Genomic DNA, 15,900 nt, shown 5'->3' on the forward strand with positions numbered 1-15,900 from the left:
CCGCCGACACTGATCTTTGAGGAGGGTATGTGCTGGTCCTGGTGGCGGTCCACGCACTGGCAGCCGTGGTCGCCCCGGGGCTGGTACGCCGCTTCGGCCGCCGGGCGCTCTACGCCGTCGCGCTCGCCCCGGCCGCCACGCTGGTCTGGGCGCTGACCCGCACCGGTGGGGTCCGGGCCGGCGAGCCGGTGGTGGAGACCTGGCCGTGGGTGCCCCGGATCGGCCTGGAACTCGCCCTACGGATGGGCACCCTGTCCTGGCTGATGGTGGTGCTCGTCGGCGGGGTCGGCGCGCTGGTGCTGGCGTACAGCGCCAGGTACTTCCGCTCCGACGACCCCGGGCTGGGCCGATTCGCCTCGGTCTTCGTCGCCTTCGCCGGTTCCATGCTCGGCCTGGTGGTCTCCGACGACCTGCTGCTGCTCTACGTCTTCTGGGAACTCACCACCGTCTTCTCGTACCTGCTGATCGGCTACGACCCGGCCAAGCGGGCCAGCCGGCGGGCCGCCATGCAGGCGTTGCTGGTCACCACCCTGGGCGGGCTCGCGATGCTGGCCGGGTTCGTGATGCTCGGCCAGCACGCCGGCAGCTACCGCTGGTCGGTCGTCGCCACCGACCTGCCCGGCGGCGGCTACCTGGTCACCGCGCTGATGCTGATCCTGCTCGGTGCGCTCAGCAAGTCGGCGATCGTCCCGTTCAGCTTCTGGCTGCCGGGGGCGATGGCCGCCCCCACCCCGGTCAGCGCCTACCTGCACGCCGCCGCGATGGTCAAGGCCGGGGTGTTCCTGGTCGCGCTGCTCGGCCCGGCCGTCGCCGACGTCACCGCCTGGCGGGTGGTGCTGCTCGTCACCGGTCTGGCCACCCTCTTCCTCGGCGCCTGGGTGGCGCTGCGCCAGACCGACCTGAAGCTCCTCCTCGCCTACGGCACGGTCAGCCAGCTCGGGCTGCTGATGGTGGTCCTGGGTGCCGGCACCCGCGACGCCGCACTGGCCGGCGCGGCGATGGTGTTGGCCCACGCCCTGTTCAAGGCCACCCTGTTCCTCGTCGTCGGGATCGTCGACCACACCACCGGTACCCGTGACCTGCGCGAACTCAGTGGCCTCGGCCGGCGCGCGCCGGTGCTGGCCGGGGTCGCCGTGCTGGCCGCCGCCTCGATGGCCGGGCTGCCGCCGATGGCCGGCTTCGTCGCCAAGGAGGCCGCCTTCGAGGCGTTCCAGCACGGGGGTACGGCCGACCTGCTGGTGCTGGCCGGGGTGGTGGCCGGGTCGGCGCTGACCGTGGCGTACACGCTGCGGTTCCTGTGGGGCGCGTTCGCCGGCAAGCCCGGGGTCGCGCCGACCGAGCCGCACCCGGCGGGCCGGTCGTTCCTCGCCGCTCCGGCGCTGCTCGCCGTGGCCGGGCTGGCCGTCGGCGTCGCCGCCCCGGCCCTCGACGGGCTGCTCGCCCCGTACGCCGACGGGTTCGCCTCCGCCGAGCCGGGTTACCACCTGGCGCTGTGGCACGGCCTGACCCCGGCGCTCGGGCTGTCCGCCCTGGCGGTGGCGGTCGGCGGCGGTCTGTTCCTGCTGCTGCACCGGGGACGGCTGCGGGCGACCCGGTGGACCCCTGTCGACGGCGCGGCCGGCTACGAGCGGCTGGTCGCCGGGGTGGACCGGCTCGCGGTGGAGCTGACCGGCGCCACCCAGCGGGGCTCGCTGCCGTTCTACCTCGGGATCATCCTGGTGGTGCTGGTCGTGCTGCCCGGCGGCGCGCTGCTCACCGGCGGGCCCTGGCCCCGTGAGTTCCGCGCCTGGGACACCCCGTTGCAGGCCGTCGTCGCCGCCCTGGTGATCGTCGCCGCCGTGATGGCCGCCCGCGCGCTGCGCCGGCTCACCGCGATGATCCTGGTCGGCGTCGCCGGCTACGGCACCGCCCTGATGTTCGTCCTGCACGGCGCACCGGACCTGGCGCTGACCCAGTTCCTGGTGGAGACCGTCACCATCGTCATGTTCGTGCTGGTGCTGCGCCGGCTGCCGGTGAAGTTCTCGGCCCGGCCGATCCGGGCCAGCCGGCGCGGCCGGATCGCCCTCGGGGTCGCCGTCGGCGCGGTCGTGTCCGGGATGGCCTGGGTCGCGGGGAGCGGCCGGCTGGCCACCCCGATCTCCGACCGGTTCCCCGACGAGGCGGTCTCCTACGGCGGCGGCAAGAACGTGGTCAACGTGACCCTGGTCGACATCCGCGCCTGGGACACCATGGGCGAGATCGCGGTGCTGGTGGTGGCCGCCACCGGGGTGGCCAGCCTGATCTTCCGCCGTTCCCGGGACCTGGACCGGCGCAGCGCCGTCCCCGGCCCCCGACCGGCGACCACCGGCGGGCCGCGCTGGCTGACCGCCGGCTTCGAGGCGCACCGGCACTCGGTGATCCTCCAGGTGGTCACCCGGCTGCTGTTCCACGCCATCGTGCTGTTCTCGGTCTACCTGCTCTTCTCCGGCCACAACGCCCCCGGTGGCGGGTTCGCCGCCGGGCTGGTCGCCGGACTGGCCCTGGCCGTGCGTTACCTGGCCGGCGGCCGGCGGGAACTCAACGCCGCCGCCCCGGTCGACGCCGGCGCGGTACTCGGCGCGGGACTCTTCCTCGCCGTCGGGACCGGAGTGGTGGCGATGCCGCTGGGTGGGGAGTTCCTGCAGAGCGCGGTGCTCGACCTGCACCTGCCCCTGCTGGGCAAGGTCCATTTCGTCTCGTCGGTCTTCTTCGACGTCGGCGTCTACCTGATCGTGGTCGGCCTGGTGCTGGACATCCTGCGCAGCCTCGGCGCCGAGATGGACCGCCAGCAGGAGGACGCCCACGACGACGTACGGGACAAGGAGCTGGTGTGACCCCCAACCTCACCTACATAGTGGTGGTCGGCGTGCTCTTCGCCGCCGGGGTGACCCTGCTGCTGGAACGCAGCCTGACCCGGGTGCTGATGGGCATCATCCTGCTCGGCAACGGCGCCAACCTGCTGCTGCTCACCGGCGGCCGGGCCGGTGGCCCGCCGATCGTCGGCACCACCGACGGGGCGGAGATGAGCGACCCGCTGCCCCAGGCGATGGTGCTCACCGCCATCGTCATCACCCTCGGCATGACCGCGTTCCTGCTGGCGCTGTCATACCGCAGCTGGCACCTCAACGGCCACGACGAGGTGCAGGACGACGTGGAGGACCGCCGGATCATGGACCTGGCCGACCGGGACGAGGGGCCGGGCACCGACGACGCCGACCAGCCCGACTCCGACGACCAGCTCGACGGCGACGGGCGGCCCGATCCGGACAGCCGGCGGCCCTCGGCGGCGTCGGTGGCGGCCGGCGAGCGGGGGAGGAAAGCGTGAACTACCTCGTCCCACTGCCGGTGGTGATGCCGCTGCTCGGCGCGGCCCTGACCCTGCTGCTGGCCAGCCGCCCCCGTGCGCAGCGGTGGGTCAGCCTCACCGTGCTCACCGCGACCGTGGCGGTGGCCGCCACCCTGCTGGTCCGCTCCTCGATCGACGGTCCGCTCGTCGTCGAGGTCGGCGGCTGGGTCGCGCCGCTGGGCATCGTGCTCGTCGCCGACCAGCTCGCCGCGCTGATGCTGGTGGTGTCCGCCGCCGTGACCCTCTGCGTGCTGGTGTACTCCATCGGGCAGGGCATGGCCGACGGGCACGAGGACACCCCGCTGTCGGTCTACCACCCCACCTACCTGGTGCTGACCGCCGGAGTGTGCAACGCCTTCCTCTCCGGTGACCTGTTCAACCTCTACGTCGGTTTCGAGATCCTGCTGGTCGCCAGCTACGTGCTGCTCACCCTGGGCAGCACCGAGACCCGCATCCGGGCCGGCACCACGTACGTCGTGGTCAGCCTGCTGTCGTCGCTGATCTTCCTGGTGGCGATCGGGCTGGTCTACTCGGCCACCGGCACCCTCAACCTGGCCCAGCTCGTCGACCGGCTCGACGCGCTCCCCGACGACCTGCGGTTGGTGCTGCAGGGGATGCTGCTGCTCGCCTTCGGCATCAAGGCGGCGGTCTTCCCGCTGTCGGCGTGGCTGCCCGACAGTTATCCCACCGCGCCCGCACCGGTCACCGCCGTCTTCGCCGGCCTGCTCACCAAGGTCGGCGTGTACGCCATCATCCGCACCGAGACGCTGCTGTTCCCCGGTGGCCGGACGGCCGACCTGCTGCTGGTGGTGGCGGCGTTGACCATGCTGGTCGGCATCCTCGGCGCGGTCGCCCAGTCCGACATCAAACGACTGCTGTCGTTCACCCTGATCAGCCACATCGGGTACATGCTGTTCGGGGTGGGCCTCAGCTCGTCGCTCGGGTTGGCCGCCGCGATCTTCTACGTGGTGCACCACATCACCATCCAGACCACCCTCTTCCTCTCCGCCGGGCTGGTCGAACGCCGGGGCGGCAGCACCGCGCTGGACCGCCTCGGCGGGCTGGCCCGGTTGTCGCCGCTGCTCGCCGTGCTGTTCTTCGTGCCCGCGCTGAACCTGGCCGGGATTCCACCGTTCTCCGGTTTCCTCGGCAAGCTCGGCCTGGTCCAGGCCGGGGTGGACGACGGTGGCGTGCTGGCCTGGGTGCTGGTCGCCGGTGGGCTGCTGACCAGCCTGCTCACCCTCTACGCCATCGCCCGCGTGTGGAACCTGGCGTTCTGGCGTCGCCCGCACCCGGAGATGCCCGAACCGCAGGACAGCGTGCACACCGTGCGTACCGACGGGGTGGAGCAGCCCTACCGGGGGCCGGACCGCGACGCCCACCCGGGCGCGATGCTGCCCCGCCTGATGATCGCGCCGACGGTCGCCCTGGTGGTGCTGGGGCTGGGGCTGACCGTGGTGGCCGGGCCACTGTTCGACCTCAGCTCCGACGCCGCGGACGACCTGCTGCGGCGCACCCCGTACGTCGAGGCCGTCTACCCCGGGGGTACCCCGTGAGCCACGATCCACCGCCGCAGCGGTCCGAGGAACTCTCGCCACCACCGGAGGACCTGTCGCCGCAGCGTGCCGGTGAACCGTCGCCGCCGGTGCATCCCGAGGATCTGCCGTTGACCCCGGCGGCCCACCGCCGCAACCAGGCCGTCGCGATGATCGTCCTGGTCACCGTCTGGGTGTTGTTGTGGGGGACGCTGAGCTGGGCCAACGTGCTCGGTGGGCTGGTGGTGGGGCTGGTGGTGCTGACCGTCTTCCCGCTGCCCCCGGTGACCTTCGCCGGCCGGGTGCACCCGGTGCCGCTGCTGCGGTTCGCCCTGCGCTTCCTGCGGGACCTGGTGGTGGCCAGCGTCCAGATCGCGGTGCTGGCACTGCGGTTCGGGCACCCCCCGCTGGGCGCGATCATCGCGGTGCCGCTGCGGGTCCGCTCCGACCTCAACCTCACCCTGACCGCCGAGGCGCTGTCCCTGGTGCCCGGCAGCCTCATCGTCGAGGTGGACCGGGACGCCGGCATCCTCTATGTCCACGTCCTCGGGGTGCGCGACCGCGCCGAGGTCGAACGCTTCCGCGACGGCGTGCTGGAGTTGGAGGCCCGGTTGATCGCGGCGATCGGTTCGGCGCAGGAGCAGCGGCTGATCCGGGAGCACACACCGTCCACCCTGGAAGGAAGTTCGAGATGACCGCTGTCGCCGTGATCGTCACCGTGCTGCTGGCGGTGGCCGGTGCGCTCACCCTCACCCGGATCGTCCGGGGGCCGTCGGTGCTCGACCGGGCGGTCGCCACCGACGTGCTGCTGGCGATCGTGGTGGCCGCCGTGGCGACCGAGGCCGCCTACAGCCGGGACGCGACCGCGCTGCCGATCCTGGTGGTGCTGGCCATCCTCGGCTTCGTCGGGTCGGTAAGCGTCGCCCGCTTCGCCACCCGCCGGGACGACCGGTGAGCGTCGACGCGGTGCTGGACGTGGTGGCCGCGGTCTGCCTGCTGGGCGGTGCGCTGCTCAGTCTCGCCGCCGGGGTCGCCCTGGTCCGTTTCCCCGACCTGCTGTCGCGGATGCACGCCGCGGCCAAGCCACAGGTGCTCGGCCTGCTGCTGGTGCTGCTCGGCTGCGCGCTGCGGCTGCGGACCGGGGTGGACGTCACCACGCTGGTGCTGGTCGGCGCGTTCCAGTTGGCCACCGCGCCGGTCGCCGCCCACATGATCGGCCGGGCCGGCTACCCGCACGACCGGATCCGCACCGATCTCCTGATCACCGACGAACTCGCCGCCCACCTCGACCGCCTGCACGCCGACCGCCGGCCCTGACCGGGGTGTTCCCCGGCCTTCGGGCCCCGGCCGCCGGGTCGTCGCGGCCGGGTCGTCGCTGCCCTGACCGGGGTGTCCCCGGGCGGGTCAGGGGGCCTCGACGACCTCCCGGCCGAGCGGCCAGAACGCCGCCGGGACGAGCTTGAAGTTGGCGATGCCGAACGGGATGCCGATGATCGTGACGCAGAGCGCGATCCCGGCGAGCAGGTGGGACAGCGCCAGCCACCAGCCGGCGAGCAGCACCCACAGCACGTTCGCCAGCCCGGACGGGACGCCGGCCCCGGGCTTCGCGACCAGGGTCCGGCCGAACGGCCACAGCGAGTACGACGCCAACCGCAGCGAGGCGACCCCGAACGGGATCGTGATGATGAGCACGAAGCAGACCACCGCCGCGACGAAGTAGCCGAGCGCCAGCACGATTCCGCCACCGAGGATGAGCCACAACAGGTTCAGGATGAAGCGAATCATTACTCCATAGTGACGGGTGCGTGCCACCGCGTCACCGTTCCATGATCTTATGTTCCCATGATCACTCCCACTCCTCTCATGCATCTCGTCGCCGGTGTCTGGGGCTTCAAGACCCTCGCCGTCGGGGTCGAGTTCGGGCTGTTCACCAAGCTGGCCGGCGGCCGGACCGTCACCGTGGCCGAGGCCGCCGCCGAGTTCGGGCTCGACGAACGCCCCGCCGACCTGCTGCTGTCGGCCAGCGCGTCGCTGGGGCTGCTGGAGCGGGCCGGTGACGGCTATCGCAACTCCGAGCTGGCCGAGCAGTTCCTGGTCGAGGGGCGGCCCTACTACTTCGGTGCCCAGGTGCGCTACTCCGACCTGCGCACCTACCTGCCCTGGCACCGGGTGGGCGAGGCGCTGCGCGGTAACCGGCCGCTCACCTGGGACCCGCAGCAGCAGGACTCCCTGTTCGACACCACCGACCAGGAGCTGGTGGCCCAGTTCTGGGACGCCATGTTCGCCACCTCCCGGTTCACCGCCCGCGCCCTGGCCGACGCGTACGACTTCGGCGCGCACCGCCGGCTGCTCGACGTCGGCGGCGGCGCGGGGGCGTTCCCGATCGAGTTCTGTCTGCGTCTGCCGCACCTGCGGGCGACGATCCTGGACCTGCCGCACGTGTGCGTGCGGGCCGGGGAGCGGATCGCGGAGGCGGGCCTGACCGACCGGATCAGCGCCGTCCCCGGGGACTTCCTCGCCGACCCGGCCCTGCCGGACGGGCACGACGTGATCCTGCTCAGCATGATCCTGCACGACTGGGACGAGCCGACCAACCGGGCGCTGCTGGCCCGGTGTTTCGCCGCGCTGCCGCCCGGCGGGGTGGTCGTCATCTCTGAGCTGCTGCTCAACGACGAGCGCACCGGCCCGCCGGAGGCCGCCCTGATGGGCATGAACATGCTCGTCGAGACCGAGGGCGGCAAGAACTACTCCGGTGCGGAGTACCGGGCCTGGCTGACCGACGCCGGCTTCGTCGACGTGCGTACGGTGCCGTTCGAGGCCCCCGGCGCGAACGGCGCGGTGCTGGCCCGCCGCCCCTGACCGGCCCGGCCGGCGGGCCACCACGGTCCGCCGGCCCGCCCGCTCACCCCGGCTTGTACGCGGTGACCAGCTCCCACCCGCCGGGCAGCACCGCCACCCGGGTGAAGCCGACCTCGGCGAGCAGCCCGGTGTAGAACTCGACCTCCCGCAGCCGGCTGACGCAGCTGTCCACCCCGATCAGGAAGTAGCTCCAGAAGAACTGCAAGGCCAGCCGGTCCGGGGTGCGGAACTCCTCGGCGATCAGCAGCAGCCCACCCGGCTCCAGCGCCGCGTACGCCTGCTCCACCAGGCGGCGGGCGACGTCGTTGGGCCAGTCGTGCAGCACCCGGACGAACGCCATCGCGTCGTAGCCGGTCGGCAGCGGCCCGGCGAGGAAGTCGCCGCCGACGAAGCCCAGCCGGTCGGGGTGCCCCCGGGCGACCCGGGTGGCCGCCACCAGCGGTGCCACCGGCGGCAGGTTGAACACGTCGGCCCGCAGGGCGGTGGCGGTGTCGAGGATGTGCGCGGCGAGCGTGCCGTCGCCGCCGCCGACGTCCAGCAGGCGTCGCCGGTCCGGCCACAACCGGTCGGCGTGCCGGCGCAGCGTCTCGATCACCGGGCCGAGCCCGGCGGCCATGCTGCGTTCGAAGTCGGCGGTCTGCGCGTCGGTCCTGGGTGGCCAGGCGAAGTCGTCGTCGGTCATGCCGACCTCGCCGCGCAGGCTCTCGGCGAGCCGGCCGTGCAGCAGACGCCACGGGTAGCGGTCCCGGTCCCGTTCGATCGCGTCCGGGCCGACCACCGCCAGCACGGCGTCGCGCAACCCGGGCACCGCCCGGTAGCTGGCCGCGGCGATGTCGTCGCCGGGTTCGTGGCGGGTGACGCAGCCGAGGCTCTCCAGGCAGTCGAGGAACTTGTAGAGCCGCAGCGGGCGCACCCCGAACCGGTCGGCCAGCGCGTCGAGGCGTACCGGGCCGGGTTCCAGCGCGTCGAGCAGGCCGAGGGCCAGCGCGGTCTCCAGCACGTCGACGGCCTTGGGGCCGTTGACGAGCAGGCTCATCAGCGCCCGGGGGGACAGGGTGACGGTCACCGGTCCAGCTCCTCGGCCAGCGCGTCCATGAACGCGTCGACCTCGTCGAGGGTGTTGTAGACGTGCGGCCCGACCCGCAGCCAGCCCCGCCAGGTGCAGATCATGTTGCGTCCGGCCAGCCGCCGCTTGACCGCCTCGCCGTCGGGGACGTCCAGGCAGACCACCCCGCCCCGGCGCTGCGGGTCGGTGGGGCTGACCACCGCGATGCCGGCCGCCGCCGCCCGGTCCAGGACCCGCTGGGTCAGCGCCAGCGAGTGCGCCCGGATCGCCCCGATCCCGACGCCCGCGAGCAGGTCCAGGCCGACCTGGGAGATCAGCGAGGTCAACGGGTACGGCGTGCCGCCGGCGAAGCGTTGCGCCCCCGCCGCCCACCCGGTCGACACCCGGAAGGTCAACGCCCGGTCGCCGGCCTGCCACCCGGTCGCCGCCGGTTCCAGCCGCTCGGCCAGGTCGGGGCGGACGTAGAGGAAGGCGGTGCCGGCCCCGCACAGCCACTTGTGCGCACCGCCGAGGACGACGTCGACGCCGAGCGCGGTCACGTCCAGCGGGACCGCCCCGACGGTCTGGAAGGCGTCCACCACCACCAGGGCGCCGACGGCGTGGGCGCGGGCGACCAGCCGGGCCAGGTCGATGGTGGCCCCGGAGGAGAAACTCGCATGGGGTACGCAGACCAGCAGCGTCCGCTCGTCGATGCGGGCTTCGAGGGCGTCCTCGTCGAACCGGGGGCCGCCGGTGCCGACCACGTCGAGCCGCGCGCCGTAGCGGCCGAACGCGGTGCCGATGAACGGCACCGTCGGGTACTCCAGGTCGGTGGTGACGATCCGGTCGCGCGGCGGGCGGTAGTCGAAGCAGGACAGCACCCGGACCAGCAGCGTGCTCAGGTTGGCGTCGGTGACCACGCTGCCCGGCGGTGCGCCGAGCAGCGCGGCGACCGAGTCGGCGTACCGGTCGAGGCCGACGTGCCAGCCCTGCCACACGTCGTCGCGCCAGTCGCGCAGGGTGGCCCAGTAGTCGGCGAGCACCCGTTCGACGCCCCGGGGCGACGCGCCGGTGGAGTTGTTGCCCAGGTAGACGCAGGTTTCCAGCAGCGGGAACTCGGCGCGCAGGGTGGTGTGCGCGGCGGTGTCCAGGCAGCCTGCCGGGAGGGTGTCGGGTCCGCTCACTCGGAGCAGCCTCCAATCGGGTCGACCCGGGTGGTGCCCGGGTCTGCGGATACGGTGGTGAAGACCGGATCGGCGCGGACGGCCGCCAGGTAGGGGGTGCCCTCGGTGTAACCGGTGCCGGAACGGCTGCCGAGCATCCGGGTCGCCAGCCGGTGATGGGTGCGTCGCCAGGTCAGCACGGCCTCGGCGAAGGCCGCCATCCGCTGGCGTACCAGCGCCTGGTCGGGCCCCGCAGCAGCCCGTCGCGGACCGCCGCCCGGTAGGCCTGGTCGATCGACGGCTGGCCGGACCGCACCAGGTCACGCACCTCCGGCACCGACCGGTACGCGGTGGAGTCCAACCGGTCCGGCGTCGGCGGACGGCACAGCGACTCCATCAGTTTGTAGGAGCGGGACTGGATCGCGCTGGCCCCCTCGGTGTAATCGCGGAACGTCCGGAACGCCGCCGGTTGCATGGTGGCCAGCAGCGAGAAGAGCGGACCGGCGTCGCTGATCAGTTCCCGGGCGTACGCCAGCGAAGCGGCGGCCCGGTGGGGACGACCGGTGGCCAGCGCGGTGATCGTGTCCCGCAACTCCTCGGCGACCCCGGCGAACACACACTCGTACGCCTGTAGGACCCGGATGAACAGGTATTCGTCGTGGGAGACGTAGACCGGCAACATGCTCAGCCGCAGGACCCGCTCCCGGGCGGGATCACGGCCGGCGACGGCGAGCCGGTGCAGCGCCGTCGCCGCCGCCACCGGGTCCCGGGTCGCTGTCACCGGGTGCGGGTCGGTGACCGCCCCGACACGGCCGAGCCGGGTCAGCGCGGAGATCCCGGCCCGCACCCCGAGTCGGTACCGTTTGGCCACCACCGTCGGCTCCGGCCGCTGCTCGGGGAGCAGATCGGTGGCATCGGTCGCGACGGCCAACTCGAACGCGAGGGCGTCGGCGACGAGGTCGACCAGCAGCCGGTCGCGTTCCCGCCGCCCGCCGGCCCGCCCGGCCCGCACCGCCTGCTGGCTCTGCCCGGCCCGCGTCGCCGGCCCGGTCGGCCCGGTCTGGTCGGTCTGGCCGGTCGACGGGCCGGCCCGGCCGGGCGGGTGTCCATGGGCCCGGCGGCGGGCAGGGGGAGCAGGGGCAGGGCCAGGTAGCTGCGGTAGTCGTACCGGTCGTCCCACTTGTCGAGCGCCACGTCGAGGAAGGTGGACAGCTGGCGGGCGGGGGGCGTCCGGGTGCCCACCCGGGCGCGGACCTGATCCAGCAGGGCCAGCAGTTCCTTTTTGACGAAGTGTTTGCCGACGCGTTGAAATTCGGTGACAACCGCATCGTAGGGAAATCTCTCGGGATCGGCCGTACCGGACGACCAGCTGGTCAGCTCAAGCACGATCCGCACCTCGGGTGGGGGTATGTCAAGGGAGGCGCCGACGATTCTTCGAGTGGCGCTGGTCGTCATGCTTCTGCGGAGCGGGAATGGGCCGACACCGGCGTGTCGGTGTTCGGCCGGGCCGGTCGCAGCTCGGGGAAGAACCGGTGCTCGACGAGCTTGGCGAGCATCGTGGCCGGGCTGGACGGGCTGCCGTCGGCGGGGTGCCCACCGACGGCCAGGGCGACCTGGTAGTGACGTGCCCGCCACCGGGAGACCTGTTCGTCCCATCCGGCCATCGCCTCGGCGAGCCGACGTGTCGGGTCGGTCGGCGGCAGGGTGTGCAGCGTCGCGCCCCGGTCGGCGAGCTGCCCGGCGAAGGCCCGGCCGAGCTGCCGGCTCACCGACGCGACCTGACGCCAGCCGGGTGACTCGGCACCGGATCCGTTGCCCAGCGCCGGTTGCATCGTCTGAAAGTCGATCGGTGCCAGATGGTCGAACATCGCCAACTGGTCGGTGACCAGTCGCACCGCGAGCGTCGCACGGGCCAGCAGCTCCGCCGCCGCTGCCGGGTCGGCGGCCTCGGTCCGCGCCACGGCGGCGCTCAGCTCGGCCCCGGCCAGCTTCAGCCACAACTCGGTGGACTGGTGTACGACCTGGAAGAGCAACTCGTCGCGGTGCAGCACCTCCTCCGGGCGGCGTTGCAGATCGAGCAGTTCACCGGTGCGCATGTAGCGGGCGTAGTCCGTAGGACCGTCGCCGGGCAGCACGGGTGACTGGTCACGTTTCACGACTGTCCCTCCGGTAAATGCCGGCGCGGCACGGATGTCGGCGCTCAACGGTGCAATTATCCAACGAAGAACGGCAATGTGTCACCCCCCTCCCGAAGTGGAGGGTGGTCGGCTCCGGGGGAGGAAACGCACTTTTTCTCTCAGCATGTGAGCGCTAACATGAATAATTCCTTTCGTCAATGCCGAACGGTGCCTGACGTGTCACATCCGCCCGGCCCGGGCGAGGTCCGGGGTGGGTGACCCACTCCGCGCTCGCCCGACGGGGGCTGCGTGGGCAGGGCGGTCCGGCCGGGAATTCGGGCGTACTCGGAGTGTTCGATTGCTTACTGTGCGGATGCGTGGTTGGGTCGTCCTTACCCATCGGCTGCGGCGGTCGGCAGCGGCGGTGGCGGTTCGTGGGTCGACGGCTCGTGGGTCGACGGCTCGTGAGTCGACGGTTCGGTCCCGGAAGGAGTGCCATGGCGACGGTGTCGACCTCCGCCTCGCGTCTGATCGACGGATTCGGTGAGGTGACCATCCGGCCGGTGCGGCCCGACCGGGACGTCGAGGTGATCCACGACTGGGTCACCCGGGAGCGGTCCCGGTTCTGGGGCATGCGGGACGCCGACCGCGAGCGGGTGCACGAGATATACGCGTACCTCGACTCGTTGAGCACCCATCACGCGTACCTGGTCCACCGGGACGGCCGCCCGGTGGCCCTGTTCCAGACCTACGAGCCGGCCGCCGACCCGGTCGGGCGGTGCTACGAGGTGCGCCCCGGTGACTTCGGTGTCCACCTGCTCATCGGCCCCCCGGACGGCGGTACGGAGCCCGGCTTCACCGGTGTGCTCCTCGACGCGTTCCTCGCGTTCGTGCTGGCTGATCCGACCCGGCTGCGGATCGTGGCCGAGCCGGACGCCCGCAACACCCGTGCCGTCGACCGGCTGGCCCGCGCCGGCTTCGTACCCGGCCCGCAGATCGACCTGCCGGACAAGCGCGCCCAACTGATGTTCCTCGACCGGGTCGCGCCGGGTCGCTGACCGCCGCCCGCCGGTCGTGCCCGCCGCCGGTGCCCGCCGGTCGTACCCGCCGGTCGTGCCCGCCGACGGTGCCGCAGGGTCGGGTGCGCCCCGTGGTCCTGACCGGGTCGCCACGTCGAGACCCGCGTGGTCCTGGCCGCGACGTGGCGTGGCCGCGACGGCGGTTCACCCGAACGGGGACGGGGTAGGCCACCTCGCCATTCATCTTCTTGGTTAGGTTAGCCTCACCTACGTGCTTAGTGATCGAGTTCGCCCGGCGGGGGAGCCCCACCACGCCACCGGCACCACGACCCTGCCCGCGGCCCCCTGGCGGCTGTTCGACGTACAGGTACGCGCGGTGCGTCGACTCAGCCCGTCCTTCCTGCGGGTCACCTTCACCGGCCCGGACCTCGACCGGTTCGCCGACAACGGCTACGACCAGCGGATCAAGCTGGTGCTGCCGCTGCCCGGCCGGCCCGGCGTCCACCTGCCCGGCGGCGTCGACTGGTACTCCCACTGGCGGGCGCTGCCCGAGGACGAGCGCTGCCCGATCCGCACCTACACCGTCCGGGCGGTCCGGCCGTATCTGGCCGAGGTCGACATCGACCTCGTGCTGCACGGCGACAGCGGTCCGGCCGGTCGGTGGGCGTTGCGGGCCCGCCCTGGCGACGAGGCCGGCCTCCTCGGACCCGACGCCGGCTACCACGGTGACCACGGCGGCATCGAGTTCCGCCCCCCGGCCGCCGGTCAGCTGCTGCTGGCCGGTGACGAGACCGCCGTACCGGCGATCAGCGCCATCCTGGAGCGGCTGCCCCTCGACGCCCGGGGCCGGGTGCTGTTGGAGGTGCCGGACCGGGCCGACGTGCTGCCGCTCGTCGCGCCGCCCGGGGTCACGGTCGACTGGCTGCCCCGCGACGGCGGCGACCACGGCAGTCGGCTGCTACCCGCCGTCGCCGCCGCGGCACACCACCTGCTCTGCGACGTCGGCGTGCACCCCACCGGCCCGATCGTCGACGTCGACGTCGACCAGGCTCTGCTCTGGGAGGTGCCGACCCCGACCTCGCCGGTGCCGGTCTACGCCTGGCTGGCGGGGGAGGCCGGCGTCATCCGCGCATTGCGCCGGCACCTCGTCGCCGACCGGGGCATGGACCGGCGCGCGGTCGCCTTCATGGGGTACTGGCGGCACGGCCGGACGGACCCGGCCTGAGCGTGACCAGCGGTTGTGACCCGCGTTACCTCTCGGTGGAGCGGGAATCAGAACAGCGGATCCGGATTTGAAGCCAGGTGTGATCTTCGCACCCGTTACCGTCCGGCCGCGCCCCGACCGGGCGGAGCCTTCCCGATGACCGATGTCGTCCACGACCAGTCGCCGAAGGTCGCGTCGACGCCGGGCGACCTGATGACCCGCCGGCAGCGCGTGCGACTCGTTCTCGTCCTCGGCTCGCTGATCGCCATCGGCCCGCTGACCATCGACATGTACCTGCCGGCGCTGCCGGCCATCGCCACCTACTTCGCGACCACTTCGGCGGCCGTCCAGTTGACCCTCACCGGCACGCTCGCCGGGCTGGCCCTCGGTCAACTGCTGATCGGGCCGCTCTCCGACGCGGTCGGCCGCCGCCGCCCGCTGATCGTCGGGCTCGCGGTGCACGTCGTGGCCTCGGCGCTCTGCGTCGTCGCCCCCAACATCGCCGTCCTCGGCGCACTGCGGGTGGTGCAGGGCCTCGGCGTCGCCGCCGCCACGGTGGTCGCCATGGCGGTGCTGCGTGACCTGTTCGACGGCACCGCCTTCGCCACCCTGCTCTCCCGGCTGCTGCTGGTGATGGGCGCGGCGCCGATCCTCGCCCCCACCCTCGGCGGCGGAGTGCTGCGCTGGACCGACTGGCGGGGTGTCTTCGTGACGCTTGCCGTCTTCGGCGTGCTGCTCGCTGTGCTCGCCGTGATCGGCCTGCCCGAGACCCTGCCGGCCGCCCGTCGTCAACGGGGCGGCGTGTGGACGACCGTCGGCCTGTACGGCTCACTGCTGCGCGACCGCACCTTCGTGGGGCTCGTCCTGGTCGCCGGCCTGGCCATGGCGGCGCTGTTCGCGTACGTGGCCGGTTCGTCCTTCGTCCTCCAGGAGGGGTACGGGCTCGACGAGCAGCAGTTCGCGCTGGCGTTCGGGGCGGGCGCGGTGGGCCTGATCGGGGCGGCCCAGTACAACGTACGGCTGCTGCGTCGTTTCTCCCCGCAGCGCATCCTGGTCACCTCGTTGAGCGTCGGCACGCTGGCCGGGCTGGCGCTGCTGGCCTTCGCCGTGACCGGATTCGGCGGGCTGCCCGCCCTGCTGGTGACGTTATGGGTGGTGCTGGCGACGGCCGGCCTGGCGATGCCGAACGCCCCGGCGCTGGCGCTGTCCCGCCACGGCGAGGCGGCCGGCACCGCGTCGGCCCTGCTCGGTGCCGTGCAGTTCGGCGTCGGTGCGGTGGCCGCGCCGATGGTGGGGGTGCTGGGCAACGGTGCGGTGGCGATGGCGCTGGTGGTGGCGGGTGGGATGGTGGCGGCGCTGGCGGTGCTGTTCCTGGTGGTCCGCCCGTCCCGGCTCGCCGACCTGGAACCGCCCTCGGCAGTGGTCGTCGTGCACTGACGGGACCGGCCGGACACGTCGACTCGGGTTACTCCGGCCGCGAACGGTGTGAACAGCGGCGGAGAGGGTGAGGCCCGTGACCGGCGCGGTCGCCCGCACCGGCGGCCCCGGCGGCGCGGGCACCGGCGCGCACGAGGCGAACAGGGCGGGCCCGAGG

The 15,900-nt window shown here is 72.9% G+C and carries 16 protein-coding genes; 10 read left to right on the top strand and 6 right to left on the bottom strand.

Going from position 1 to position 15,900, the window contains the following annotated elements:
- Positions 1–29 precede the first annotated feature (29 nt).
- From J7462_RS03380 to mnhG, 6 genes are read left to right on the top strand one after another with little or no spacing between them, the layout of a single operon-like run.
- Positions 30–2,852, top strand: coding sequence for a Na+/H+ antiporter subunit A (locus tag J7462_RS03380; RefSeq protein WP_219461670.1), 2,823 nt, complete (start codon positions 30–32; stop codon positions 2,850–2,852).
- Positions 2,849–3,343 (top strand): Na(+)/H(+) antiporter subunit C, encoded by a 495-nt coding sequence (locus J7462_RS03385; protein ID WP_219461674.1) that lies wholly within the window; start codon positions 2,849–2,851, stop codon positions 3,341–3,343. Before J7462_RS03380 ends, J7462_RS03385 begins: the two co-directional genes overlap by 4 nt.
- Positions 3,340–4,920 carry a Na+/H+ antiporter subunit D gene (locus J7462_RS03390; RefSeq protein ID WP_219461678.1) on the top strand — a complete coding sequence of 527 codons (1,581 nt, stop codon included), beginning with the start codon at positions 3,340–3,342 and terminating at the stop codon, positions 4,918–4,920. Before J7462_RS03385 ends, J7462_RS03390 begins: the two co-directional genes overlap by 4 nt.
- Positions 4,917–5,594 carry a Na+/H+ antiporter subunit E gene (locus J7462_RS03395; protein WP_308290721.1) on the top strand — a complete coding sequence of 226 codons (678 nt, stop codon included), beginning with the start codon at positions 4,917–4,919 and terminating at the stop codon, positions 5,592–5,594. The genes J7462_RS03390 and J7462_RS03395 overlap by 4 nt, the downstream gene beginning before the upstream one ends.
- Positions 5,591–5,854, top strand: a complete 264-nt coding sequence (locus J7462_RS03400; RefSeq protein WP_088645903.1) for a monovalent cation/H+ antiporter complex subunit F — start codon at positions 5,591–5,593, stop codon at positions 5,852–5,854. Before J7462_RS03395 ends, J7462_RS03400 begins: the two co-directional genes overlap by 4 nt.
- Complete coding sequence (gene mnhG / locus J7462_RS03405) at positions 5,851–6,216, top strand: monovalent cation/H(+) antiporter subunit G (RefSeq protein ID WP_208566100.1); 366 nt, start codon at positions 5,851–5,853, stop codon at positions 6,214–6,216. The genes J7462_RS03400 and mnhG overlap by 4 nt, the downstream gene beginning before the upstream one ends.
- Positions 6,217–6,303: 87 nt before the next feature.
- Here the strand turns inward: mnhG and J7462_RS03410 are convergent, their stop codons facing one another.
- Positions 6,304–6,684, bottom strand: coding sequence for a YccF domain-containing protein (locus J7462_RS03410; protein WP_219461681.1), 381 nt, complete (start codon positions 6,682–6,684; stop codon positions 6,304–6,306).
- Positions 6,685–6,741: 57 nt separating this feature from the next.
- Here J7462_RS03410 and J7462_RS03415 point away from each other — a divergent pair, with 57 nt between their 5' ends.
- On the top strand, positions 6,742–7,758 hold the full coding sequence (locus J7462_RS03415) for a methyltransferase (protein WP_219461684.1): 1,017 nt from the start codon (positions 6,742–6,744) through the stop codon (positions 7,756–7,758).
- 43 nt (positions 7,759–7,801) lie between these two features.
- On the opposite strand, the gene J7462_RS03420 is transcribed toward J7462_RS03415, so the two are convergent.
- The 5 genes from J7462_RS03420 to J7462_RS03435 form a co-directional block, all read right to left on the bottom strand.
- Positions 7,802–8,824, bottom strand: coding sequence for a methyltransferase (locus J7462_RS03420; protein ID WP_219461689.1), 1,023 nt, complete (start codon positions 8,822–8,824; stop codon positions 7,802–7,804).
- Positions 8,821–9,987 (bottom strand): aminotransferase class V-fold PLP-dependent enzyme, encoded by a 1,167-nt coding sequence (locus tag J7462_RS03425; protein WP_308290722.1) that lies wholly within the window; start codon positions 9,985–9,987, stop codon positions 8,821–8,823. Before J7462_RS03425 ends, J7462_RS03420 begins: the two co-directional genes overlap by 4 nt.
- Positions 9,984–10,187: a hypothetical protein gene (locus J7462_RS31760; RefSeq protein ID WP_255599269.1), complete on the bottom strand. Its 204-nt coding sequence runs from the start codon at positions 10,185–10,187 to the stop codon at positions 9,984–9,986. The genes J7462_RS03425 and J7462_RS31760 overlap by 4 nt, the downstream gene beginning before the upstream one ends.
- A complete protein-coding gene (locus J7462_RS33155; protein ID WP_308290723.1) occupies positions 10,160–10,978 on the bottom strand; it encodes a tryptophan 2,3-dioxygenase family protein in 819 nt (272 codons plus the stop codon). The genes J7462_RS31760 and J7462_RS33155 overlap by 28 nt, the downstream gene beginning before the upstream one ends.
- Before the next feature lie 439 nt (positions 10,979–11,417).
- Positions 11,418–12,122 carry a tryptophan 2,3-dioxygenase family protein gene (locus J7462_RS03435; RefSeq protein ID WP_219461693.1) on the bottom strand — a complete coding sequence of 235 codons (705 nt, stop codon included), beginning with the start codon at positions 12,120–12,122 and terminating at the stop codon, positions 11,418–11,420.
- Positions 12,123–12,580: 458 nt separating this feature from the next.
- On the opposite strand from J7462_RS03435, the gene J7462_RS03440 reads away from it, so the two are divergent.
- The 3 genes from J7462_RS03440 to J7462_RS03450 all read left to right on the top strand — a co-directional run bounded on the left by J7462_RS03440 (position 12,581) and on the right by J7462_RS03450 (position 15,743).
- A complete protein-coding gene (locus J7462_RS03440) occupies positions 12,581–13,141 on the top strand; it encodes a GNAT family N-acetyltransferase (protein WP_219461695.1) in 561 nt (186 codons plus the stop codon).
- Positions 13,142–13,373: 232 nt separating this feature from the next.
- The gene (locus J7462_RS03445; protein ID WP_219461696.1) at positions 13,374–14,327 is read left to right on the top strand and encodes a siderophore-interacting protein; all 954 of its coding nucleotides are present in this window, start codon (positions 13,374–13,376) and stop codon (positions 14,325–14,327) included.
- A gap of 135 nt (positions 14,328–14,462) precedes the next feature.
- Positions 14,463–15,743, top strand: coding sequence for a multidrug effflux MFS transporter (locus tag J7462_RS03450; RefSeq protein ID WP_255597567.1), 1,281 nt, complete (start codon positions 14,463–14,465; stop codon positions 15,741–15,743).
- Positions 15,744–15,900: the final 157 nt, after the last annotated feature.

Origin of the sequence: Micromonospora sp. RL09-050-HVF-A, assembly GCF_019374995.1 — a bacterium.
Lineage (GTDB): Bacteria > Actinomycetota > Actinomycetes > Mycobacteriales > Micromonosporaceae > Micromonospora > Micromonospora antibiotica.